The sequence below is a fragment of the Bradyrhizobium sp. 195 genome, from assembly GCF_023101665.1.
In the GTDB taxonomy this organism is placed as follows: Bacteria; Pseudomonadota; Alphaproteobacteria; order Rhizobiales; family Xanthobacteraceae; genus Bradyrhizobium.
The window spans coordinates 5,009,753-5,031,142 of record NZ_CP082161.1 but is presented as its reverse complement, the minus strand read 5'-3'; the positions used below and the strand labels follow the sequence as shown (position 1 = coordinate 5,031,142).

General features: G+C 64.9%; 19 protein-coding genes. 8 read left to right on the top strand and 11 right to left on the bottom strand.

Annotation, left to right across the window (positions count from 1 at the left end):
- Nucleotides 1-258: 258 nt before the first annotated feature.
- Nucleotides 259-1,815: a porin gene (locus IVB26_RS23320; RefSeq protein ID WP_247967583.1), complete on the top strand. Its 1,557-nt coding sequence runs from the start codon at nt 259-261 to the stop codon at nt 1,813-1,815.
- Between the two features lie 263 nt (nt 1,816-2,078).
- Here the strand turns inward: IVB26_RS23320 and IVB26_RS23315 are convergent, their stop codons facing one another.
- The 3 genes from IVB26_RS23315 to IVB26_RS23305 all read right to left on the bottom strand — a co-directional run bounded on the left by IVB26_RS23315 (nt 2,079) and on the right by IVB26_RS23305 (nt 3,965).
- Complete coding sequence (locus IVB26_RS23315; protein ID WP_247967582.1) at nt 2,079-2,552, bottom strand: GcrA family cell cycle regulator; 474 nt, start codon at nt 2,550-2,552, stop codon at nt 2,079-2,081.
- A 72-nt stretch (nt 2,553-2,624) separates the two neighbouring features.
- The gene (locus tag IVB26_RS23310; RefSeq protein ID WP_007603456.1) at nt 2,625-2,822 is read right to left on the bottom strand and encodes a hypothetical protein; all 198 of its coding nucleotides are present in this window, start codon (nt 2,820-2,822) and stop codon (nt 2,625-2,627) included.
- A 201-nt stretch (nt 2,823-3,023) separates the two neighbouring features.
- Nucleotides 3,024-3,965 carry an acetamidase/formamidase family protein gene (locus tag IVB26_RS23305; RefSeq protein WP_247967581.1) on the bottom strand — a complete coding sequence of 314 codons (942 nt, stop codon included), beginning with the start codon at nt 3,963-3,965 and terminating at the stop codon, nt 3,024-3,026.
- A 167-nt stretch (nt 3,966-4,132) separates the two neighbouring features.
- Here IVB26_RS23305 and IVB26_RS23300 point away from each other — a divergent pair, with 167 nt between their 5' ends.
- The 3 genes from IVB26_RS23300 to IVB26_RS23290 are packed head-to-tail and all read left to right on the top strand — an operon-like array spanning nt 4,133 to nt 6,928.
- Nucleotides 4,133-4,900, top strand: coding sequence for a YdcF family protein (locus IVB26_RS23300; RefSeq protein ID WP_247973257.1), 768 nt, complete (start codon nt 4,133-4,135; stop codon nt 4,898-4,900).
- A 57-nt stretch (nt 4,901-4,957) separates the two neighbouring features.
- A complete protein-coding gene (locus IVB26_RS23295) occupies nt 4,958-5,740 on the top strand; it encodes a DUF169 domain-containing protein (RefSeq protein WP_247967580.1) in 783 nt (260 codons plus the stop codon).
- A 9-nt stretch (nt 5,741-5,749) separates the two neighbouring features.
- Nucleotides 5,750-6,928, top strand: a complete 1,179-nt coding sequence (locus IVB26_RS23290; RefSeq protein ID WP_247967579.1) for a saccharopine dehydrogenase family protein — start codon at nt 5,750-5,752, stop codon at nt 6,926-6,928.
- Between the two features lie 135 nt (nt 6,929-7,063).
- Here the strand turns inward: IVB26_RS23290 and IVB26_RS23285 are convergent, their stop codons facing one another.
- Nucleotides 7,064-8,260, bottom strand: coding sequence for an FAD-dependent monooxygenase (locus IVB26_RS23285; RefSeq protein WP_247967578.1), 1,197 nt, complete (start codon nt 8,258-8,260; stop codon nt 7,064-7,066).
- A 147-nt stretch (nt 8,261-8,407) separates the two neighbouring features.
- Between IVB26_RS23285 and IVB26_RS23280 the strand changes: the two genes are divergently transcribed.
- Nucleotides 8,408-8,884 carry a MarR family transcriptional regulator gene (locus IVB26_RS23280; RefSeq protein ID WP_246931284.1) on the top strand — a complete coding sequence of 159 codons (477 nt, stop codon included), beginning with the start codon at nt 8,408-8,410 and terminating at the stop codon, nt 8,882-8,884.
- On the opposite strand, the gene IVB26_RS23275 is transcribed toward IVB26_RS23280, so the two are convergent.
- The 3 genes from IVB26_RS23275 to IVB26_RS23265 all read right to left on the bottom strand — a co-directional run bounded on the left by IVB26_RS23275 (nt 8,853) and on the right by IVB26_RS23265 (nt 13,068).
- Nucleotides 8,853-10,109: an O-antigen ligase family protein gene (locus IVB26_RS23275; RefSeq protein WP_247967577.1), complete on the bottom strand. Its 1,257-nt coding sequence runs from the start codon at nt 10,107-10,109 to the stop codon at nt 8,853-8,855. The genes IVB26_RS23280 and IVB26_RS23275 overlap by 32 nt on opposite strands.
- 160 nt (nt 10,110-10,269) lie before the next feature.
- Nucleotides 10,270-11,817, bottom strand: a complete 1,548-nt coding sequence (locus IVB26_RS23270; protein WP_247967576.1) for an undecaprenyl-phosphate glucose phosphotransferase — start codon at nt 11,815-11,817, stop codon at nt 10,270-10,272.
- 117 nt (nt 11,818-11,934) lie between these two features.
- Nucleotides 11,935-13,068 carry a glycosyltransferase family 4 protein gene (locus IVB26_RS23265; protein ID WP_247967575.1) on the bottom strand — a complete coding sequence of 378 codons (1,134 nt, stop codon included), beginning with the start codon at nt 13,066-13,068 and terminating at the stop codon, nt 11,935-11,937.
- 203 nt (nt 13,069-13,271) lie between these two features.
- Here IVB26_RS23265 and IVB26_RS23260 point away from each other — a divergent pair, with 203 nt between their 5' ends.
- On the top strand, nt 13,272-15,566 hold the full coding sequence (locus tag IVB26_RS23260) for a GumC family protein (RefSeq protein ID WP_247967574.1): 2,295 nt from the start codon (nt 13,272-13,274) through the stop codon (nt 15,564-15,566).
- Nucleotides 15,567-15,746: 180 nt separating this feature from the next.
- Here IVB26_RS23260 and IVB26_RS23255 read toward each other — a convergent pair whose 3' ends face one another.
- On the bottom strand, nt 15,747-16,928 hold the full coding sequence (locus tag IVB26_RS23255) for a GNAT family N-acetyltransferase (RefSeq protein ID WP_247967573.1): 1,182 nt from the start codon (nt 16,926-16,928) through the stop codon (nt 15,747-15,749).
- A 131-nt stretch (nt 16,929-17,059) separates the two neighbouring features.
- Here IVB26_RS23255 and IVB26_RS23250 point away from each other — a divergent pair, with 131 nt between their 5' ends.
- The gene (locus IVB26_RS23250) at nt 17,060-18,103 is read left to right on the top strand and encodes a polysaccharide deacetylase family protein (protein ID WP_247967572.1); all 1,044 of its coding nucleotides are present in this window, start codon (nt 17,060-17,062) and stop codon (nt 18,101-18,103) included.
- Nucleotides 18,104-18,108: 5 nt separating this feature from the next.
- On the opposite strand, the gene IVB26_RS23245 is transcribed toward IVB26_RS23250, so the two are convergent.
- Nucleotides 18,109-18,330, bottom strand: coding sequence for a DUF2842 domain-containing protein (locus tag IVB26_RS23245; protein WP_246928193.1), 222 nt, complete (start codon nt 18,328-18,330; stop codon nt 18,109-18,111).
- Between the two features lie 94 nt (nt 18,331-18,424).
- Between IVB26_RS23245 and IVB26_RS23240 the strand changes: the two genes are divergently transcribed.
- Nucleotides 18,425-19,507 carry a COX15/CtaA family protein gene (locus IVB26_RS23240; RefSeq protein ID WP_247967571.1) on the top strand — a complete coding sequence of 361 codons (1,083 nt, stop codon included), beginning with the start codon at nt 18,425-18,427 and terminating at the stop codon, nt 19,505-19,507.
- A gap of 5 nt (nt 19,508-19,512) precedes the next feature.
- Here IVB26_RS23240 and IVB26_RS23235 read toward each other — a convergent pair whose 3' ends face one another.
- Together IVB26_RS23235 and IVB26_RS23230 are read right to left on the bottom strand one after the other, a co-directional pair.
- The gene (locus tag IVB26_RS23235; RefSeq protein WP_247967570.1) at nt 19,513-19,854 is read right to left on the bottom strand and encodes a hypothetical protein; all 342 of its coding nucleotides are present in this window, start codon (nt 19,852-19,854) and stop codon (nt 19,513-19,515) included.
- Nucleotides 19,855-20,019: 165 nt separating this feature from the next.
- A complete protein-coding gene (locus IVB26_RS23230) occupies nt 20,020-21,300 on the bottom strand; it encodes an O-acetylhomoserine aminocarboxypropyltransferase (protein WP_194407811.1) in 1,281 nt (426 codons plus the stop codon).
- Between the last annotated feature and the right edge of the window lie 90 nt (nt 21,301-21,390).

Below are 21,390 nucleotides of genomic sequence, written 5' to 3'. Positions count from 1 at the left end.
TACGGTGTGGCGCGTGGGGCACAGGTCGAACGAAACCATAAAGCTGATCTAATAAACTATTTTGATTAGCGAACGACGCGCTGCATATTGTTCCCCGACGGTGGGGGGTACTCGATCGTCCCGTTGCAGGTGGTTCGCTCACGTTCCTCGCGTCGAAAAGCGGGGGTGTCCGAAAGCGGCCGAGCGGATTTGAGAGACGGGGATCTTGGGGGGCCTCACGGTCCGGTCTCCGTAAAATGAGCAACTTGGAGGTTTTAAATGAAAGTGGTGAAGAGCCTTTTGCTCGGCACTGCGGCGGGTCTGATCGCCGTCGGTGGAGCCCAGGCGGCCGATCTTCCGGTCAAGGCCAAGGCAGTCGAGTACGTCAAGATCTGCTCGCTGTACGGCGCGGGCTACTACTACATCCCCGGCACCGACACCTGCATCAAGCTGGGCGGCTATGTGCGCGCCGAAGTGGCGCTCAATGCCGGCGGTAACTACAGCGCCCAGTACAACGGCGTGTTCGCGGCTAACAACCGCCTGACCAACTACTACTCGATGCGCGCTCGTGAAGATCTCAACATCGACACGCGCACCGCGACCGAATACGGCGTCGTCCGCACCTATTTCGACGCGGTCTTCACCTGGACGACCGGCAACTATGGCGGAACGGGTTCGGCCACGGGCGCGACCCAGTACAGCGGCACGATCGGCCTCAACGCGGCCGGCACCGGACTCACCGGCTCGAGCGGCGGCAGCATCAACGGCACCGACGGCAACACCTCGGGCGGTGCGCTCGGCGTGTATTACGCCTTCATCCAGTTCGCCGGCTTCACCATGGGTAAGGCCGTGTCGCAGTTCGACGCGCCCTGGATCAACTATCCCGGCAACAACTTCGACCAGCTCGTCGGCGGCAGCGGCAGCACCAACGGCGTGGCGCAGTTCACCTATACGGCCGATTTCGGCCAGGGCATCACGGCTGCGTTCTCGGCCCAGGACCAGACGCAGGTCTTCCAGACCAGCCTCTGGAACACGGCGGGCATGTCGACCACGGGCGTGCTCGGCGGTGCGTACGGCTCCAACGCCATCGGCGGCAGCCGCTCGCCGGACCTCGTCGCGATGGTTCGCGTCGATCAGGCCTGGGGCCTTTTCCAGGCGTCAGTCGCCGCGCACGACAACCATGTCGCCTATTACGGCGCCAACGAAGCCACCGGTCATCCGGAAGACAAGTGGGGCTGGGCCGTTCAGCTCGCGTTGGGCATCAAGAACATCCCGACCGGCGCAGGCGACGTGATCAACATCTCGGGCGTCTACACCGAAGGCGCGAGCCGCTACAACTTCCAGGAGCTGGCTGCGACCAGCTACTCGATGTTCGGCAGCTCGAACGCCGCTTATCAGAGCATCGGCTTCGCCGGCGTGTCTGACGCGGTGTTCGCGCCTGGCGGCGGCCTCGAGCTGACCAAGACCTACGGCTTCCGGGGTGCCTTCACCCACAACTGGAGCCCGTACTGGAACACGGCGCTCTACGGCGCGTGGGCTGCGGTCAACTACAACGGCACCGCGAAGGGCCTGATCTGCGGCAGCGCCGCGTTCGCCACCCTGACCGGCACCTGCAACCCGGACTTCAACATCGGCCAGGTCGGTGTCATCACCCGCTGGACGCCGGTGAAGAACCTGACCTTCTCGGCTGACTTCACCTACAGCCACCTCGATCAGAAGTATTCGGGTGCGATCACGACCGCAGCGCTGACGGGCGTCGCCAAGCCGGCGGCGACCTACGAGCTGAAGGACCAGGACACCTACAGCCTGCTGCTGCGCGCCCAGCGCAACTGGTAAGCTTTCGGGTTCTTCGATGCGACACAGCCCCGGCGGGAGACCGCCGGGGCTTTTTTTGCGCGGACTTTCGGAAATCCAAATGGCCCGTTGCAGCGGACGAAGACGAGCCATGCGATTCAACCGTCCTCAAATTAATTTACTTACATGAGTTACTAAGCTATATAGTTCCAAGCCAGATACGAAAGTTGCGGCTCTTAGCTTCATGCTAAGCCTCCAGAAACCTCCGGTGATGCCCCGCCGGAGGTTTTTCGTTTGGGAGGGATTCAACCGCGCATGACGCGGGCACGCGCGTTCGGCCGGTAGGCGAGGCGGCTGTGGCCGGCGCAATAGGGCTGGCCGTCGGGCGCGGAGTTGCCGCAGAAGCAGAAATCCTCGGCGCCCGGCGTCGAGATCGGCCAGCGGCAGCGGTTCTCGGCAAGCTCCAGCAGCGAGCAGCGATTGGCGTCGTCGATGGGACCTGTCACCACGGGGGCGTCGGTCTCGCCATAGATCGTGGCGAGCATCTCATATTGCAGCCGTGGCACGGCCCTCGATGCCCGCGCCAGGCCTCGCTCGTGAACCTTGCGGTCGTCATTCGTCGTGCCACGCGTCAGATTGAGGCGAGACAGCTTGCCGATCACGGCGTTGCGGCTGACGCCGATGTCGGCGGCGATCTCGCGGCAGGAGAGGCCGGCCTCGAAGTGCCGCTTCAGAAGTTCGATGCGTTCGTCGGTCCAGGTCGGGGAGAGAACAGGCATGTGTAACGGTCCCAGGTTGCAGATGTGGCCATCCGCTTCTCGAAATCCGTCCGCTTCACGTTCGGCGCACGCTCACGTCCTGCCATTGTCGCGGATCGACAAAAGTCCGTCCTTGATGGCGAGACGGATGCCTTCCTCGATCAAGGTACGCGCGACGCCGGGAACGCTGGTGCCGTGGGTGCCCTGTCTCACCAACTTCTCCAGGTAGGTGATGGTCGAGAGCGCCAAGGTTACGGGAATACGGTCAGTCTCGGCTTTTTCGGTGGCCATGGCCTGAACGCTAGCCTCTTACTCAGGTACATAAAAGTAACGATTAAGACTCTATTTAGGTTCGGGGGCGGGAGTCAAATGCAGTCTGAGCTTGACGCTCAGCGCGTTGGAATCGCACAGGAAATTAGACACGACTCGGATCGCCGCGCGGAAGACCGGCGGCGGCGTGGCGTCAACAGGTCGGGGAAGGGTGGGCCGGTCTCAGCCGTGCACGAGCGCCTTGTCGATCATGCAATGGATGCCCTTGGCGCCATTGACGGTCTGGGTCACCCGCAGATCTGCCGCCAGGCTGCACAGCGTGTAGGCGTCCTCGCGCGACAGGTTTCGCTTCTCGCCGAGCAGTGCGATCATGTCGCGCAGCGCGCGCACCACGCATTGGTCGAGGTCGGGGTCCATCGCCATGGTCATGTAGTGGGTCGCCGTCTCGGCGCGGGGATAGTCGAACCGGAGGTCCTTGCGCAGCGTCAGGCGGAAGCGGCCCTGGAGCGCAGTCTCGATCGCGGTGACGCAGACTTCGCCGTCGCCTTGCACGCCATGGCCGTCGCCGCAGGAGAACATCGCGCCCGGCACGAACACCGGCAAATAGAGCGTCGCGCCGGCACCCAACTCCTTGTTGTCGAGATTGCCGCCCATGGCGCGCGGGATCAGCGAGGAGATGCGGCCCCAGCTCGGTGGCGGTGAAACGCCCATCACGCCGAAGAACGGTTTGAGAGGCAGGTCGAGGCCCCACGGCATGCGGCCGACCATCCTGGTACGGTCGAGCGGGATGTTGAGGATGCGCGTCTCGTGGAAATCGTCGGGCAGGGTGCCGGACAACGGCTTGATCATGTTCCAGCCCCAATCCTGCCGGAGCTGAACGTCGAGGATATCGACCGCGAGCACGTCGCCGGGCTCGGCGCCTTCGACCGCGATCGGGCCGGTGAGGATGTGACCGGGCAGCATGCGCTCGTTGTTGGCATGAACCTCATGCATCTCGGGCGGTATATGAAACTTGTCGCGGTCGGGCAGCATGTCGGGGCCGCCGCTGATGGTGTCGACCGTTACCTCATCGCCGCTCGCGATGGTGAGGACGGGCTTGAGCGCGGCTTCGAAGAAGCCCCAATGGCAGGTTTTGGGGCTGGAATGCAGGTGGTGATGGGTCATTTGCCGCGTCCGGTCGCTTTCATCAGGCCGGGCTTGACCCGGCGATCGATCCTCTTTCAAGAAGATTTCCGAGGATCGCCGGGCAGGTCAAGCCCTGCGCCGACTGGCAAGCTCATTCCAGCGAGGCTCCCCTGTTTTTCGTTCTGTCCAAGACCCTCGGCACCGCGCTGCTGCCGATCAACCTTCTGGTCGAGCTCGGTATCCTGTCGCTGGTGCTGATGGCGACACGCTTTGCCGGGCTCGGCCGCAAGCTTGCCGTGACCACGCTGGTGCTGCTGGCGCTGGCGGCGTTCTCGCCGCTCGGCAATCTCCTGATCTATCCGCTTGAAGCGCGCTTTCCCGCGTGGGACGCCTCGCGCGGCGCGCCCGACGGCATCATTGTGCTCGGCGGCTCGGTCGACACCGATCTGTCGGCGGCCCATCGCACGCCGGTGGTCGCGCACGCAGCCGATCGTCTGTTTGCGCCGGCCGAGCTCGCACGCCGCTATCCGAATGCACGCGTCGTGTTTACCGGCGGAACCGCGAACCTGGTTGCAACCGAGGCGAAGGAGGCCGACTATTCCGCGCCGATCCTGGAGAATCTCGGCATACCGAAGGACCGCCTGATCCTCGAACGCAATTCCCGCAACACCTGGGAGAATGCGATCTTCACGAAAGAGCTGGTGACGCCGAAGCCGGGCGAGCGCTGGCTGCTGGTGACCTCGGCCTTCCACATGCCGCGCTCGATGGGAATCTTCCGCAAGGCCGGATTTGACGTCGAGGCCTATCCCGTGGACTGGCGGATGGGCGGACGTGACGATCTTTTGTCCTTCACCAACATGGGTGCGGACGGGCTGGGCCGAACCGAAGTCGCCGTACGCGAATGGATCGGCCTCGTGGCTTACCGTCTGATGGGCCGGACCGGCGAGTTGCTTCCGGGGCCCACCAAGGACTAGAACGAGGACCGCAAAACAAGAACACGCGGCGCGCGATCGGCCGGTCCGGAGGAAGCCATGCAACAGCAGAATGCAGACAGCATCGATCTCGCCGGCCTCGTCGCCGATCTCAACGGCCTGCTGCGGCTGAAGACGACAGTGATCGGCATGAAGCTGTTCGCGCAAGCGGCGGAGATGGAGGCGATCCCGAAGATCCGGCGGCCGAACGCGATTCACACCACCGACCAGATCGTCTCGATGGCCGCACGGCTGGGCTGGACCGTCGGCATCACCGCTGATGATCTTGTCGGCGCGCAATGCCGCGCGGTGATCGGGCTTGCGCCGCAGGACGAGACATGGCTCGCCGGCGAAAATTATGTCGGGGTCTGGCACGGCACGGCCGAGGACGCGCGCAAGCGCCAGGAGGCGCTGGACGTGGTTCCGTTCGGACAATATCAGGCGCTCGCCGTCAGTCCGCTCGCCAGCGGCCGGCTCGATCCGCCCGACATCTGCCTCGTCTATGCGACGCCCGGGCAAATGATCATCCTGATCAACGGGCTGCAATATACCGGGTACAAGAAGTTCGAATGGGGCGTGGTCGGCGAAACCGCCTGCGCGGATTCCTGGGGCCGGGCGCTCAAGACCGGGGAGCCCAGCCTGTCCTTGCCATGCTATGCCGAACGGCGCTATGGCGGCGTGCCGGACGAGGAGATGCTGATGGCCTTGAAGCCGTCGTATCTCGCCAAAGCGGTTCTGGGCATGAAGGCGCTGGCCAAGAACGGCCTGCGCTATCCGATCCCGCCCTATGGCATTCAAAGTGACGTCCGTGCCGGCATGGGCGTGAGTTACGCAAAGAAATAAAGGCCGATCATGAGCTCTGCGAAATTCGACATCGTCATCTACGGTGCGACCGGTTTCACCGGCCAGCTCGTCGCCGAGTATCTGACGAGGCACTACAAGACCGACAATTCGCTCAAATGGGCGATGGCAGGCCGCAGCCTCGGCAAGCTGAAATCGGTGCGCGATGCGATCGGCGCGCCCGGGAATACGCCGCTGATCGTTGCGGATGCGTCGGACGCGGCGTCGCTGAAGGCGATGGCGGAGCAGACCATGTCGGTGATCACGACGGTCGGTCCGTATCAGTTCTACGGCGAGGAATTGTTAGCTGCCTGCGTCGCCACCGGCACGGACTATTTCGATCTCTGCGGTGAGCCGATCTGGATGCGGCAGATGATCGACAAGTACGAGGTGGCTGCCAAAGAGAGCGGCGCGCGCATCGTGTTTTCCTGCGGCTATGATTCCGTGCCGTTCGAGCTTGGGACCTTCTTCGTGCAGGAAGAGGCCAAGCGGGTGTTCGGCGCGCCGGCGCCGCGCGTGAAGGGCCGCGTGCGCGACATGCGCGGCACGCTGTCAGGCGGCACCGCGGCAAGTGCAAAAGCGACCTTCGATGCGGTCGCCAAGGACCTCAGCCTCGTCGCCATTCTCAACGATCATTTTGCGCTGACGCCGGGATTCACTGGCCCGAAGCAGCCGAAGGGCAACAGGGCGATCCTCGAGGACGATCTGCAATCCTGGGCCGCGCCGTTCATGATGGCGCTGATCAACACGCGCAACGTCCATCGCTCCAACATGCTGATGGGCTTTCCCTATGGTCAGGAGTTCGTCTACGACGAGATGGTCCTGACCGGTCCTGGCGAGAAGGGTGAGGCCAACGCCAAGCGCGTGATGGCCGCCAACGCCGAGAAGACCGGCCCGAACGCGCCGAAGCCGGGCGAGGGGCCGTCGAAGGAAGAGCAGGAGAACGGCCGCTTCGATCTGCTCTATGTCGCGATCGCACCCGATGGCCGCATGGTCCGCGCCGGCGTCACCGGCGACCGCGATCCCGGCTACGGCTCGACCTCGAAGATGATCTCCGAATGCGCGATCTGCATGCTGCGCGATACCACGGACGTTCCGGCAGGCTTCTGGACGCCGGGCGCAGCGATGCAGCACAAGCTGATCAAGCGGCTGCGGGACAATGCGGGGCTGACGTTTGAAGTGGAAAGCTAGCTTGGTATCGTAGGGTGGGTTAGCCGAGCGGACGCGCAAAGCGCATCCGCTCGGCGTAACCCACGACTTCGTCCCGCATGTGAGGACGCGTGGTGGGTTACGCCTTCGGCTAACCCACCCTACGGCACCGCGCCGCTACACCGCCCGCGCGTCATACGCGTACATGAAGTCCATGCTCTTGGCGCCGAGCGGCAACAGCCATTTCAGCATCTGATTGCGCATCCACGCGCCGGTGGCGCTGAATTCGCGCTTGCTGTTGCCGTTGCGGCGGGCCATCGCGACGATCTTCTCGGTGCGCGGGCGACGCTCGGCCTCGAAGGCCTGGAAAGTGGCGCCGAGCTCCTGGCGCTCCTGCATCAGACGGGCAAGCCGCATCGCATCTTCCAGCGCGAGCGAGGCGCCCTGGCCGGCATGGGGGCTGGTCGCATGCGCGGCATCACCGATCAGCAGCGAGCGCTTGCGCGACCAGGTCGGCAATGTCGCCACGTCGAGCGTGTCGGTGACCACGATGTTCTCGGCCGCGTCGATGATGGCGGGGATCGGATCGTGCCAGCCGCGGTGGAAGCCGCGCAGATGCTGCTTCAGCGTCGCCGGATCGAGCGCGCGAAACATCGCCGCGTCCATGCCGTGCGCCGGCTGCGTGCTCCACCACATCACACCATCGTTCGGATTCGGGCTGCAATAGCCGTAGCCGAAGAAGCCGCTCTGGCCGAACGTGGTCTCGACGTGCCGGCCGATCGATCTGCCGTCGAGCACGGTGTGCGGGACGAAGCCACCGAAGCCGATCAGGCCCGTGTCGAACGGCTGCGGTCCGTCCGGCACCACTTGGCGGCGTGCCACAGAATGCACGCCGTCGGCGCCGATCAAAAAGTCGCCCTCGGCGGTGGTGCCATCGGCGAAATAGGCGATGATCGGCTGGTCGCCGCGGTCCTCGACCTTGATCAGGCGCTTGTCGAAATAGAGCGAGACGCTGGCGCACCAGGCCTTGTCGATCAGGATCTCGTTCAGCGTGGCGCGAGAAATGTTGACCGCCGGCTGGCCGAAGCGCCGCGCCATGTCGCGGTTGATCGAGCCGAGCCGCTCGCCGCCTTGCGAATAGAAGTCGAAGGATTCCGCAACCGAGCCGCAGCTGATCAACTCATTCGCCAGCCCGATCTCGTCCATCACATGCATGCCGTTCGGCGCGATCTGAAGCCCGCCGCCGATGCCCTTGGAGTAGGGCCAGGCCTCGTAGATGGCGCACTCGATGCCGGCGCGGCGCAGCAGGATCGCGGCCACGGGTCCGGCAATGCCGGCGCCGATGATCAGCGCCTTGCGGGGACGATAGGACATGGCTTGCTCCCGACGTTTCCGTGGTGCTAGGAGAAATTACGGTCGCTAAATCTCTTAGCGACTAAGATATATATCGCCTAAGAGATGGGGCCAACCTTGTCAAGGACGAAGGCGCGTACGGCGCTGTTGCAGGAGCTCGAGGAAGCGATGCGCCGGTCGTCCGCGCAGGGCGTGCTCTATGGCCAGACCGTTGCGAACGTTGCCGGAATTGCCAATTCCGACCTCGAATGCATGGACATCCTGTATCTCGAAGGCCGCGTCACCGCAGGGAGGCTCGCCGAGGTCACGGGCCTCACGACGGGCGCCATTACCGGCGTGGTCGACCGGCTCGAAAAGGCCGGCTTGGTCCGCCGCGAACGCGACGAGAAAGACCGCCGCAAGGTTTTCATCGCGGTCGTGCCGGAGGCGGCCATGAGGATCGGCCAGTTTTACGTGCCGATGCAGCAGGCGATGGAGAAGGTCTTCGTTGGTTATTCCGACGAGGAACTGCGGCTGCTGCTGCGTTTCGCGAATGAGGGCTACAAGGGCGTGCTCGCGGCGACGGAAGCACTGAAGGGGCTGCTCGACACGCCGCCGGAGAAGCGTCCCGCTCTCAAGCTGAAGACGCGTCCTCGCCAGCCCTGATCTTGTAGATCTGTGCGGCCGCGATCATGCCCCACATCACGCCCAGCATCATCCAGAAGTGGCGCCAGTGGTCGGTGTCGATCACGAAGCTTTCGCCGACGGTGCCGACGAACGCGGTGAACACGGCGAGATAAGCGCGCTGCCAGGGCACGCGGACGAAGACGTGCCGGAAGCCCATGATGACGGTGGTGAAGACCAGCGCGGGATAGCACACGCCTGCCAGCCAACCGCCGGACATGAAGGCATTGAGGTAGGAGTTGTGGGTGTCCTCGGGGAAGAACCGATGGAATTGCAAGGGACCGATGCCGAACGGCAGGTCGAGCGCCATCTCCGCTCCCAGGATGTGCCGGCCGAAGCGGCCGAAGCGGCCTTCGTCGTAGCTCTGGTCGAAGCTCGCGCGCTGCTTGAACATCTCGGCGGTGGAATCGAACGACAGCAGCACCGCGATCAGCGCGAGCCCCAGCACCGCGGCGACGATCGCCATGATGATGATGCGCGAGCGCTGCGCGTTGGTGCGGCTGGTCAGCACCATCAGCGCCAGCATGAAGGCCGAGGTCAGCACCAGCCCGCCCCAGGCGGCGCGCGAGAAGGCGAGCAGGATTGCCAGCGACATGATGCCGAAGGCGAAGACGTTGCGGAACGCCTTGCCGAGCTTGTCCGAAACCACACTCTGAAGCGCGAACAGCGCCGGCAGGATCAGGAAGGCGCCAAGCACGTTCGGGTCCTTGAACGTGCCGCGCGCGCGCCCGTAGAGCGTAAGGAGGTCGTTGCCGCCGGGAACCAGGTGGAAATAGCCGGCGACCGCCAGCACCGAGGCGACCATCGCGCCGACCACGAGGCCGCGGCGGAGCATGTCGAGCCGGGCCAGTGTATCCTCGGACATGACCATGGCGAAGAACACCACGGTCACCGCCATGTACCAGGAGGTCGCGATCCAGCTCACCACCTCGGACTTGTCGAACAGCGGGATCGCGCTGATCGTGTAGCCGACATTGAGCAGGACCAGCAGGGCGACCAGCGGCATCAGGGCGAGCCGCAAGCGCAGGCCGGTGGCGAAGAACGTCACGGCCGCGAGCAGCGTCACGATCTCGTAGGGGCTCGGCTCGATGAAGACGACCGCGCCGGAGGCGCCGACCAGCCACACCAGCGCGCGCTGCAGCGCCAGCACGCCGGGCGCAGCCGGTGCGGCCACGTTCATTCCACCGGCTGTCGCCGCATACGCCATCACACGCTCATACGCTCACGCAAAACTCGTCGTCACAACTTCCGCTGTCATCGCCCGGCTTGACCGGGCGATCCAGTACTCCGCAGCGAGCATTGCGAGAAACGACTGCCGCGGCGTACTGGATGCCCCGGTCAAGCCGGGGCATGACAGAAACTCAAACTCAATACGCATTCTCGTTCTTGGTCAGCAGCGAGATCGGCGTCTTCAGGAGAATGTAGAGGTCGAACAGCACCGACCAGTTCTCGATGTAATAGAGGTCGAACTCGACGCGCTTCTGGATCTTCTCTTCGTTGTCGATCTCGCCGCGCCAGCCGTTGATCTGGGCCCAGCCGGTGATGCCCGGCTTGACGCGGTGGCGCGCGAAATAGCCGTCGACGGCTTCGTCGAACAGCCGGCTTTGCAGCTTGCCTTGCACCGCATGCGGACGCGGACCGACCAGCGAGAGATTGCCGGCAAAAACCACGTTGAAGAGCTGCGGCAGCTCGTCGAGGCTGGTCTTGCGGATGAAGCGGCCGACGCGGGTGACGCGCGGATCGTTCTTGGTCACGACCTTCGAGGCCGTGGGATCGGCCTGATGATGGTACATCGAGCGGAATTTGTAGACGTCGATGCGTTCGTTGTTGAAGCCGAATCGCTTCTGGCGGAACAGCACCGGGCCGGGGCTGTCGAGCCTCACTGCGAGCGCGACGAGGCCCATCACCGGCAGGGCGGCGAGCAGGGCGAGGCTGCCGACGACGCGGTCGAACAGCCATTTCATCACCAGATCCCAGTCCGTGATCGGCGCCTCGAACACGTCGAGCGTCGGGACCTCGCCGAGATAGGAATAGGAGCGGGGCCGGAAGCGCAGCTTGTTGGTGTGCGCGGAGAGGCGGATGTCGACCGGCAGCACCCAGAGCTTCTTCAACATTTCCAGGATGCGTGTCTCCGCCGAGATCGGCAGCGCGAACAGCACGAGATCGACGCGAGTGCGGCGGGCGAATTCGACGATGTCGTCGACCTTGCCGAGCTTGCGCGCGCCGGCGCAGGTGTCGAGCGCTCGGCTGTCGTTGCGGTCGTCGAACACGCCGAGCACGTGGATGTCGGAGTCTTCTTGCGCCTTCAGCGCTTCGACCAGCTGCTCGCCATTGCTGTCGGAGCCGACGATGATGGTGCGGCGGTCGAGCCGGCCCTGGCGTGCCCAGCCGCGAACCAGCGAGCGCAGCACCAGGCGCTCGGCGATCAGCGCGGCGAGCCCGAGGAAGTAGAAGGCGGCAAGCCACAGCCGCGAGATTTCGCTGCCGTATTTGGCGAAGAAGGAGATGCCGATGAACAGCAGGAAGACGAACGACCAGGAGGAGATCATCCGTGTCATCTGCCGCAGCTGCCCGCGGAACAGCTGCACCTGATAGATATCGGCGGCCTGGAAGCAGACCACGGCGGCGATCGCCACGGCGACGACCTCCGCAGGATAGACCCAGTTGAAGCCGGAGTTCGGCACGACGTAACCGGCATAGAGCGCGATGCCGACGAGGCTCAGCAGCACGAAATCGGCGAGGCGCACGAAGCCGGCGATCACGATCGGCGAATAGGCGCGGGCGACCTTCTGGTTGACGACTTCGAGCGCAGCGGGCGACAGCCGGCGGCGGCGCTCCACGAAGGGCTGGTCAGCGGGCTTCGCCGCGGCGCTGGTCGCGGCGTCGAGCATCGAGCGTGCGTTGAGCGGTTCCACGGGCGTCCACGTCCATTCCAAAGCCCGCGGCACGGCCTTGCGCGCGCGGGCGAGCATCCCCTGGCCCTTCGATTATCGAACAAATCGGAAGATTTTCTAAAGCGGGCTTAAGGATGGTTAATGATTGGCAAATGCGTCGCGATAGCCCGCGATCACGCCGTCCACCATCGCGGCTTGCGAGAAATGCGCCGAGATGCGTTCGCGCAACGAGACCGCGCGCTGCGCCGTTGTTTTGGGATCGTCGAGTGCGGCCGCGATCGCCTCGGCCATGGCCTCGGAATTGCTCGGCGCGAACAGGGCCGGACTGTCGGTTCCGAAGATCTCGGGGATGCCGCCGATTCTGGACGCGATCATGGGAATGCCGGCCGCGCCGGCCTCGATCACGACATAGGGCATGGAATCGCCGCGCGAGGGGACGACAAGCAGCCGCCCCTTGGAGAAGCCGTAGCGCGCCTTGACGTGACCGATGAAGCGGATGGCGCTGGTGAGGCCGAGCTTCTCGACCTGCGCCTTCAGCGCCGCCGTTTCCTCGCCATCGCCGCCGAGCGTCAGCGTGACCTTCTTGCCGCTCTCGTGCAGGCGCGCCACGGCATCGACCAAGAGGTCTGCGCCCTTGATGTGCCTGAACTCGCCGACATAGCACAGGTCGGTGGCATCGTCGGCGGTCACGACAGGCTCGAACTCCTCCGGCGTGACGCCGTTGAAGACGCAATGCACCACGCCGTTGGGCGTTCCGACAATGCGTTGATAGGTGTCGCGGGCAAACGCGCTCTCGAACAGGAACAGGTCGGTCGAATCCATCAGCGTTCGCTCGAGCCGTGCGTAGAATTCGCCCTTCAGCGTGTTGAGCGGATAGTGCAGCGAGCCGCCATGCGGCGTGTAGATGCGGATGGTGTCGTCGGAGCGCCGCCGCATGCGGATGAAGGCGCCGGCCTTGGCGCCGTGGCCGTGCATGACGTCGGGCTTGAGCGTGGCGATCAGGCGCCGCATGCGAAGCCACACCAGCACGTCGTCGGGCGAGGGTTCACGGCGGATCGCGAGCCGGTGCACGCCGAGCTTCAGCCGCGGCGCGAGCTCGGCAAGTGCCTTGTCGGCGCGCTCGCCGCCGGTGAGGCTGTCGGCGAGAATGCCGACATGATGGCCGTGGTCGACCTGGCCATTGGCGACGTCGAGGATGTGGCGGAAGATACCGCCGACCGGAGCGCGCACGGCGTGCAGGATGCGGAGCGGCCGGTCGGGAGAAGGGGGCATGAATGAAAACCAGCGCTCGACGGCTTATGCCGAACAATTCCTAGGAAATATCGAGACGGATTAAGGGCCCTCGTGGTTAACAAACGGTGACGAGCGCGCGCGCGACGCTCGCCGGATGCTGCGATTAACCCAGCGGCAACCTTAATGGAGTGTAATCGCGCCGGTTGAGGTAGCTTGTGGCGTTGCCCCTGCGGGAGTGTTCGATGCGTTTAGCGTTCTGGCGTGCCGGCAAGGACAAGGCGGTGATTGCGCGGGCCGTTGCAAAGCCCAAGGCCGAAGCCGCACCCAAGGTCGAAGCGCAGGTTGAAGCCGAGGTCGAGACCCAGGTTGAGGCAAGACCTGCAGCCGTCCCCACCAAGCAGCCGCAAGCAGAATCGGGTGACATCGACCTGCACGCGCTCGGCGCGGCATTGGCGCGCAGGCGCGGCTGGATCATCGTGCCGACGGTGCTGGCGCTCGTCGCATCCGTTGCCGTCGTCAATCTCGTTACGCCCCGCTACAAGTCCGAATCGCGCATCCTGATCGATGGCCGCGAGAACGTGTTCCTGCGCCCGAGCAGCGACCGTACCGAGGAGCGCCAGGCGCTCGACGCCGAGGCCGTCACCAGCCAGGTGCAATTGGTGCTGTCGCGCGATCTCGCGCGCGAGATCATCAAGAAGAACAAGCTCGCCGAGCGCCCCGAATTCGATCCGGTGCTGCAAGGCATCTCGCCCTTGAAGTCGCTGGCCGCGATGATCGGTATCGGCCGCGATCCGTTCTCGATGACGCCGGAAGAACGCGTGCTCGACGCCTATTACGAGCGCCTCCAGGCCTACGCCGTCGACAAGTCGCGCGTGATCGTGGTCGAATTCCAGTCCGCCGATCCAGAGCTTGCCGCCCGCGTCGCCAATTCGATCGCCGACGGCTATCTCGTGCTCCAGCAGGGCGTGCGCCAGGAGCAGGCCAAGAACGCCAGCCAGTGGCTGGCGGGCGAGATCGAGAACTTGCGCAAGAAAGTCTCCGACGCCGAGGCCCGGGTGGAGGACTTCCGTTCCAAGTCGTCACTCTTCATCGGCACCAACAACACGACGCTGTCGAACCAGCAGATGGGTGAAGTCAACACCCAGCTCAACAATGCACGCTCGATGAAGGCCGACGCGGAGTCCAAGGCGCGGTTGATCCGCGAAATGCTCCAGAGCGGCAAGCCGATCGAGGCATCCGAGGTCGTGAACTCCGAATTGATGCGGCGGCTGTCGGAGCAACGGGTGACGTTGCGTGCGCAGCTCGCCGAACAATCATCCACGCTGCTCGGCAATCACCCGCGGATCAAGGAGCTGAAGGCCCAGCTTGGCGACCTCGACAACCAGATTCGCGACGAAGCGGCCAAGATCTCACGCTCGCTCGAAAGCGACGCCCGGATCGCCAGCGGCCGGGTCGATGGCCTGACCGTGAGCCTCGAGCAGCTCAAGAAGCAGGCGGCCTCGACCAACGGTCAGGACGTCCAGCTCCGCGCGCTGGAGCGTGAGGCCAAGGCGCAGCGCGACCTGCTCGAGACCTACCTCGCCAAGTACCGCGAGGCCAACACCCGCGAAACCATCGACACCGCGCCGACGGACGGACGCATCATTTCGCGCGCCATCGTCTCGAACACGCCGGCCTATCCGAAGAAGCTGCCGATCGTGCTGATCGCGACGATCGCGACGCTGCTGCTTTCGTCCGGCGTCGTCGTCACCGGCGAGCTGCTGCGCCAGACCGCGCCGCGCGCGGTGCCGGCGGTGCTCCCGGCACAGGCGCCGGTGCGCCAAGAAGTGCAAGTCCAGCCGATCGTCGATCCCGTCATCGATCCTGTCATCGATCTCGCGTTGGCAGAGCCCGCGCCGCTCCAGCCGGAGATGACGACCGATATGGACGTCACCGAATTCACCGAGATCGAGCGTCTCGCCGACAGCCTGCTTGCCGCCGGCGCTGCGGCGAAGAAGATCACGGTGCTCGGTACCGCGGCCGGCGAAGCCATCACGCTGTCGACATTGACGCTCGCCCGGCATCTGGCACGCGAGGCGCGCGTCGTTGTGGTCGATCTCGCCGCGTCCTCGCCGACGATCGCCGCGGTGTCGGTCGATGCTTCGGCTTCCGGCCTTGCCGAGCTGATGCAGGGCGAGGCGTCGTTCGCGCAAATCATCACCCGGGACAAGCTGTCGCGGCTGCATCTCGTCATGGCCGGCCGTCCCGGCTTCGACCGTAGCCTGCTGCAATCGCCGCGGGTGACGCTCGCCATCGACGCGCTGCTGCGCGCCTACGATCACGTGCTGATCGACGCCGGCAGTGCCTCAGACCTTCCGGCCGAGCTGCTGACGGCGCATGCCCGCGCCGTCGTGGTGCCCGATGCGTCGATGGCGCCGGATGCGCGGACGCTGATGTGCGAGCAGCTGAGGGCGGTCGGCTTCAGCGAGGTGACGATGCTGAGCAAGCCGGTGCAGGCTTCGGATGCGGTGGACGCGCCGCGCGTGGTGGCGGCGTAGGCCTCTTTACCCTCTCCCCTTGCGGGAGAGGGTGGCTTCGCGAAGCGAAGACGGGTGAGGGGCCTCTCTCGGCGAGTCCCGCTGTATTTTGAGCCAGAGGATAAATACCCCTCATCCGGCGCTTCGCGCCACCTTCTCCCACAAGGGGAGAAGGGATGACATCTCGCGAGAGGATGGATTTTACCCGAACGCCTGCCGCACGCGCCGCGCTAAATCAAACAGCATCTGGTTCTGCTTCACCAGCCGCTTGCCGTGGCTCAGCGATGACATCGCCATCGCCGCGAGTTTTCCGCGCGAGGTCAGCGGAACAAAACTGTCAAAGATCTCTTCGTCGTCCTTGCAGAACATCCGCTTGTAATCGTCCGAACCGATGCCGAGGTCGAGCGAGCGGTAGCCGCGCTCGCCGTAGCGATCGATGATGTAGCGCATCAGGATCAGGCCGGGGCTGTAGCGGGCGTGCTCGGACATCGTGTAGGTGTTGAACATCATCGAGAAGCGCCCGCCGTCGGCGACGCCGGCGAAGATCGCAATCACCTCCTCGTCGCATTCGAGCGCATGGATGTCGATGACGCGGCCTTCACCGCGCGGCGCAAGGCAGGCGCTGCGGACGAACTGTTCGACGCCGGGCTCGGCGAAGACGTTCGGGAGCTTCTGTTCCGCCATTCGCACCGGCTTGACGCGGAAGAACCAGTCGAGCAGGCGGGTGATGTCTGCGTCCGACGTGGCAAGGTGGTAGCGATAGCCGGGGAGTGCCTGGAGCTTCTTTTCCTTGCTCTTGAGTCGGCGGCGGAAGGAGTTGCTGATCCGCGATGCCGGCGGCCCGCCCGGCTCCATCACCAGCTGCGGGCAGCCGTTGATCGCGCTCTGTCGCGGCAGCAGCGCAAACGGGTTCTGCTGGTCGTGCCAGCGCAGCGGCTGCTGCGTCAGCGCAAGCACGTCGATGTGCTCGCGGAGCGGCGCAAGCAGCGCCTCAAGATCGGCGGTACTGGTCTGTGCGGCACACGCAACGTTCCACAGGCCCATGTTGAACGTCGTATGCTTGCCGCCCATGAAGCAGGCCGTGCGCACGCCGTGGCTCTGGCGCAGCGAGAGCGGCAGAAGCAGCAGCGGCCGGTGATCGGCGTCGCGGCCGATCATGACGAAGGGGCGCGCGCCCTCGCGCTCGCCGACCAGTCGTTGCCAGGGGCCCAGCAGGTCGAACCGCTGATAGGGCGTGAAGAGATGGCCGGGCTCCTCGAAGCCGCGCCAGATCGCCTCGGCGGCGTCGAGATCGGTGACGATATCGACATGCGCGATACGGCTCGCTTCCGACCGCGCTGGCGCTTCTGCCGTCCGGCTTTGCATCGCCGCAGCCATGGTCATCCGCGAAACCTGTCGAGAAATCAGAAATAGACGTCAATCGGCCTGTGGCCGACCTTTGCAAAGAAATGTCAACAAAGGGTAAGGACAATGGGAACGGGAACAGGCGCCTTAGGGGCGCGAAGGGTGGGATATTGGCATCCGACGACAGATGGCTGGAACGGCTGCGCCTCGAGCTGGCCTGGTTCACCGGCCGGGCCGCGCTAGGCCGTCGAGGCAGCGGCGCCATCCTGCGCTTTGAGCGGGTGCGGCCGCGGCGGCGCGGCGGATTTCAGCCACTGCGCCCGCACGAGATCACCCCGCAGTTTCTCGACCGAGCCATTCGCGCGCTCAAGCGTTGGAAATACGATTTTCTCGGCATGGATGAAGTCTGCCGGCGCGCGGTGACGCTGCCGGAGCAGCGGCGCTTCGTGGCGCTTACCTTCGACGGCGCCAACAAGGACCTGATCGACTTCGCCTATCCGGTGCTGGCGCACCACGCCGTGCCCTTCACGGTCTACGTGCCGACCGCCTTTCCCGACGGCGTCGGACAGGCCTGGTGGCTCGGGCTCGAACGGGTGATCGCACGCGAGAGCCGCATCAGCCTGATGATGGGGGAGAAGGAGCAACGCTTCGTCGTCACGGATCGTGCCGAGAAGCAGGCGCTGTTTTCGCACCTTGAGAGCTGGCTGCGCTCGCTGTCGCCGGCGGATCTGTCGGCGGCGATCGCCGACCTCTGCACGCGCTACCGGATCGACCTCGCCGCGCTCTCGCGCGAGGCGTCGATGGATTGGGAGGATCTGGCGAAGCTGGCAGCCGACCCGCTCGTCACGATCGGCAGCGCGACCGTGAACTATCCAGTCCTCACCAACATGAAGGACGCAGCCGCGTTGCGCGAGATGACGATGGGCAAGGCGGTCGCCGAAGCGGCGTTCAGGCGCGAGATCCGCCATCTTGCCTTTCCGTTCGGTGATCGCACCTCGTTCCGGCATAGCCATGTCGTCATGGCGGAGGAGGCCGGCTTTACCAGCGCGGTGTCGACGATCCCAGGTATCGTGGATGCGGAGGGGCGGACCAATCTGCGCGCGCTGCCGCGGATCGCCTGGGACGGCCGTGTGCGCTCGCTGCGCATGTTGCGTGCGCTGGTGTCAGGCGTCGCCTTTGCGCCGGTGAAGCCGACCGGCGGCGCTGCGAACTAGAGGCGCTACGAATTGGACTTGGCGCGGTCGGGACGCTGCATCCAGCTCACGATCGGCATCGCCGGCAGCACCCAGCCCATGCCGACAACGACGTAGTAGATCGCCTGCCGCCAGCCGGACTCGGCAATCCACGGCATCTGCGCCGCGGCCATGCCGAGCAGGGCCCAGACCGTGGCCAGCACCAGGAGCAGGATGGCGCCGAGGAACTTGCGGGTACGGATCGTCATGGCGGGAGCTTGCTGCCTTCGCGTAACTTGCGCTGCGGGAGCGGGGGACTATAAGGGGCACGCAATCCGGTTCAAGCCCTGGTTTTAACCTGAAATGACGACGAATTCCGTTCCAACCAACCCGCATCGCGCCGTGCGCTGGTGGCTGATTTCGGTGGCTGCTTTGATCGCGCTGATGGTGCTGGTCGGCGGCGCGACGCGGCTGACGGAATCCGGCCTCTCGATCGTCGAATGGAAGCCGGTTACGGGCAGCGTGCCGCCGCTGTCGGAGGCGCAGTGGACCGAGGCGTTCGAGGCCTACAAGAAGATCCCGCAATATCGCGAGCTCAACGCCGGCATGAGCCTGTCCGAGTTCAAGCAGATCTTCTGGTGGGAGTGGAGCCACCGGTTGCTGGGCCGCTTCATCGGCGTCGCCTATCTCCTGCCGTTCCTGTTCTTCCTGTGGCGTGGCGGCCTGTCCGGCGAATTGAAGCGCCGGCTGTGGTTGCTGTTCGCGCTCGGCGGTCTTCAGGGTGCGGTCGGCTGGTGGATGGTCGCCTCGGGCCTGACGGAACGGGTCGAGGTGTCGCAATATCGGTTGGCGACGCATCTGCTGCTCGCGCTGCTGATCTTCGCCGGCATCGTCTGGACGGTGCGGCGGCTCAAGCAACGGCCGCAGATCGCGGCACCGGCGCGGCTGCGGTTCACGAGCGCGCTGCTGCTCGTCCTGACGTTCGTGCAGATCTATTTCGGTGCGCTGGTCGCGGGCTTGCGCGCAGGGCGTGCCTACAACACCTGGCCGCAGATCGACGGCGCGTTCATTCCCTCGGCGGAGCGGCTGTGGTTCGAGACGCCGTGGTGGCGCAACATGTTCGACAACGTCCTGACGGTGCAGTTCGAGCACCGCATGACCGCCTATGCACTTTTCGTGCTGGCGGCATTGCATGCGATCGACGCGGTGCGCTCGCGCGCGGGTTCAGCGGCCGGCGGCGCGCTGTGGCTGCTCGCGGCGGTGAGCGTGCAGGCGGTGCTCGGCATCCTCACGCTGCTGAATCAGGTGCCGATCGATCTGGCGCTTTCGCACCAGGCGGTTGCGATCGTGGTGCTGACGCTTGCGGTGGTGCAAGTGGAACGGCTCGCTTCGCGCCAGCAGGCGCACGCGCAGCCGCGCGCGGTTCCGGTCGGTCAGGCCGGCTGATCAGATCAGCAATAGCCGTAGATGCCGCACGCGTAGGGCAGCCGCCAGAAATAATCGACCTGCTGCCCGCCGTAATACGCGCCCTGATAGTCGTAGTCCCATGGGCGGCCGTAATAGCCCGGCAGCGTGTGGGAGCCCGGCAGCAGCGGTGTGCCCGGCAGGTTGCGAATGTAGCTGCCGATGCCATAGGCCGGCGAGATCAGCGCATCCGGATCGGTCTCGACATAGACCTTCGGCGGCTCCTGCTGCGTGGCGGCCCGCCGTTTCGGCGTGGCCGGCAAGTCGGCGGCAACGGCAGCCGAGACCGTCAGCATTGCCGCAAGGGCAGGCACCATCCAGCGCAACATCGTCGGCTCCGAATCAGAAGGGGCGATCCAACGATGATGTATGCGGCAGATATGGTTAATGACTGTTAATCGAGGCTGTCATTCCGGGGCGGCTCGGAGAGCCGAACCCGGAATCTCGAGGTTCCGGGCTCGGTGCTCTGCACCGCCCCGGAACGACTCTAACTCTTACGCGCCCAGCGCCTGCTCCAGATCGGCGATCAGATCTTCCTTGTCCTCGATACCGATCGAGAGCCGCACCACGTCGGGGCCGGCGCCGGACTTCACCTTCGCCGCGTCGTCGAGCTGGCTGTGCGTGGTCGAGGCGGGATGGATCACGAGCGAGCGGGTGTCGCCGACATTGGCGAGGTGCGAGAACAGCTGCAGCTTCGACACCAAATTGACGCCCGCGTCATAGCCGCCCTTCAGGCTGAAGGTGAACACGGCGCCTGCGCCCTTCGGCGCGTATTTGCGGGCGAGCTGGTTGTACTTGTCACTTGGAAGGCCCGCATAGCTCACCGAGGCTACCGCCGGATGGCCCGCCAGGAATTCGGCGACGGCCTTGGCATTGTCGCAGTGCTTCTGCATGCGCAGCGGCAGCGTCTCGATGCCGGTCAGGATCATGAAGGCGTTGAACGGCGACAGCGCAGGGCCAAGGTCGCGCAGGCCGAGCACGCGGCAGGCGATCGCGAAGGCGAAATTGCCAAAGGTCTCCTGCAGGCGGATGCCGTGATATTCGGGCCGCGGCTCCGACAGCATCGGGTATTTGCCGCCGGTGGACCAGTCGAAGGTGCCGGCATCGACAATGATGCCGCCGAGCGAATTGCCGTGACCGCCCAGGAATTTCGTCAGCGAGTGCACGACGATGTCGGCGCCGTGGTCGATCGGGCGGATCAGATAGGGCGAGGCCAGCGTGTTGTCGACGATCAGCGGCACGCCCGCCTTGCGCGCCACCGTCGATATCGCCTCGATGTCGGTGATGCTGCCGGCGGGATTGGCGATGGACTCGATGAAGATCGCCTTGGTGCGCGGCGTCACCGCGCGCTCGAAGCTGGCGATGTCATCGGGATCGGCCCACACGACGTTCCAGCCAAAGCTCTTGAACGCGTGCGTGAACTGGTTGATCGAGCCGCCATAGAGCTTTCGCGCCGCGATGAACTCGTCGCCGGGCTGGAGCAATTGCTGCAACACCACGACCTGGGCGGCATGGCCCGAGGCCACCGCAAGCGCAGCCGTGCCGCCTTCGAGGGCGGCGACGCGCTCTTCCAGCACCGCGTTGGTGGGATTGCCGATGCGGGTATAGATGTTGCCGAACGCCTGCAAGCCGAACAGCGAGGCGGCGTGATCCGCGTCGTTGAAAACGAACGAGGTCGTTTGATAAATCGGAGTCGCCCGCGCACCGGTCGTCGGATCGGGCTGTGCACCGGCATGCACGGCGAGGGTTGAAAATCCCGGAAGGCGATCGCTCATTGAGGGCGTCCTGTTCTCTTGGTCTGAAATCGCGCGGCATGCTGATGGGCGCCGCGCTCGCCGTCAAGGCGCCGCTTCACGTCGATGCCA